Genomic DNA, 1,986 nt, shown 5'->3' on the forward strand with positions numbered 1-1,986 from the left:
TGTCGGCTTCGAATTCGCCAATTCCGGCCAAGGCATCGACGACGTGTCCTTCGAGGTGCAGGCCGGCCAGACCGTCGCCATCGTGGGCCCGACGGGCGCCGGCAAGACCACGCTCATCAACCTGCTGCAGCGTGTCTTCTCGCCGTCCCATGGCCGTATCCTGATCGACGGCATCGACACCCGCACCGTGACCCGCAAGTCGGTGCGCCATTCGATTGCCACCGTGTTCCAGGATGCTGGGCTGCTCAACCGCTCGATCGAGGACAACATCCGTGTTGGCCGCGCCGATGCAAGCAATGACGAGATCCATGCCGCCGCCAATGCGGCTGCCGCACAGGACTTCATCCTGTCGAAGAGCAATGGTTACGACACGGTGGTTGGCGAACGTGGCGGGCAGCTCTCGGGCGGCGAACGTCAGCGCATCGCCATTGCCCGCGCCGTGCTGAAGGACGCACCGATCCTGGTGCTCGACGAGGCGACCAGCGCGCTCGACGTCGAGACCGAGGACCGCGTCAAGGAAGCGATCGACGAGCTGCGCCGCGACCGCACGACCTTCATCATCGCCCACCGCCTGACCACCGTTCGCGACGCCGATCTGGTCGTGTTCATGGACAAGGGCAGGGTGGTCGAGATGGGCGGCTTCACCGAGCTGTCGCTGCGCAATGGCCGCTTCGCCAGCCTGCTGCGCGCCGGCGGCCTGCTCAACGACGAGGAGGTTCGCCGCCTCAGCCGCACCGTGCAGCAACAGCAGGAAGCGGCTGCCTGAGCCTCTTTCTTTTACCTCCCCCTTGTGGGGAGGTCGGACCGTAGGTCCGGGTGAGAGTACAGGCACGGCCGCCCCAATTGCGTCTGCGACACCACCGCTCGATTGCCCCAAACGCGTTGGCGGTTTATGTAGAACCGCATGAGCGACACGACTTCACGCCTGACCGGCTGGATGGATCTCGCCAACCCGACGCGCTTCGTCGGGCTGGCGGACAAGGTCGTGCCATGGCTGGCCACGATCGCCACACTGATCCTCGCCGTGGGGCTCTATATGAGCTTCGCCGCGCCTGAGGATTTCCAGCAGGGCATCACCGTCCGCATCATGTATATCCACGTGCCTTTCGCCTGGCTCGCCATGATGTGCTACACGCTGATGGCGGTCTCGGCGCTCGGCACGCTCGTCTGGCGGCATCCGTTGGCCGATGTCGCGCTGAAATCCGCAGCGCCCATCGGCGCCGTCTTCACCGCGCTGGCGCTGATCACCGGTTCGATCTGGGGCAAGCCGATGTGGGGCACCTGGTGGGTCTGGGATGCTCGGCTGACTTCGGTGTTCGTGCTGCTCCTGATGTATCTCGGCATCATCGCGCTGACCCGCGCGCTCGACGATGCCAGCCGCGCCGCCTGGGCCGCGGCCATCATCACGCTGGTAGGCTTCATCAACATCCCGATCATCAAGTTCTCGGTCGACTGGTGGAACACGCTGCATCAGCCGGCCTCGGTGTTCCGCATGGGCGGCTCCACCATCGACCCCAGCCTGCTATGGCCGCTGCTGGTGATGGCGCTCGGCTTCACCGTGCTGTTCTTCGCGCTGCACCTGATGGCGATGCGCACCGAAATCCGCCGCCGCCGGGTGATTGCCATGAGACGGGTCGCGGCTAGGCAGGCAGAGAGACGCGATTAGGTTTCCCCCTCTCGCCGCTCGAATTGCGACCAGCAGCAACCTTACTCCTGCTTTCGCCTGAACAATGCTGCTGTGTTGCTGTATAGCAACGAGGTGTCCCAAAAGGTCGCCTCGACTTCGTCCGTCCGTTGACATCTTCCCCTGAGCCGAGCTGAGTGCCATTCAGTGTTATTGAGCGGGGAATCGACGATGAAACTGCGTTTGCTGGCTGGGGTATCGATACTCGCATTGGGGCTTGGCTGGAGTTCGGCGCACGCCGCCGATGCTGTCGTCGACGCCCCGAGGGCCGAGGATCTCTGGTATGTCACACTGTTTGGTGG

The 1,986-nt window shown here is 64.1% G+C and carries 2 protein-coding genes; both read left to right on the forward strand.

Going from position 1 to position 1,986, the window contains the following annotated elements; translation table 11 throughout:
* Window positions 1–766 (forward strand): ATP-binding cassette domain-containing protein (locus EN893_RS31255; protein ID WP_128362066.1); only part of this gene is annotated, 766 nt, incomplete at its 5' end.
* A 138-nt stretch (window positions 767–904) separates the two neighbouring features.
* A complete protein-coding gene (locus EN893_RS31260) occupies window positions 905–1,666 on the forward strand; it encodes a heme ABC transporter permease (RefSeq protein WP_127267278.1) in 762 nt (253 codons plus the stop codon).
* The last annotated feature ends 320 nt before the right edge of the window (window positions 1,667–1,986 follow it).

This window comes from Mesorhizobium sp. M7A.F.Ca.CA.004.04.2.1, from assembly GCF_004022825.1.
Taxonomy (GTDB): domain Bacteria; phylum Pseudomonadota; class Alphaproteobacteria; order Rhizobiales; family Rhizobiaceae; genus Mesorhizobium.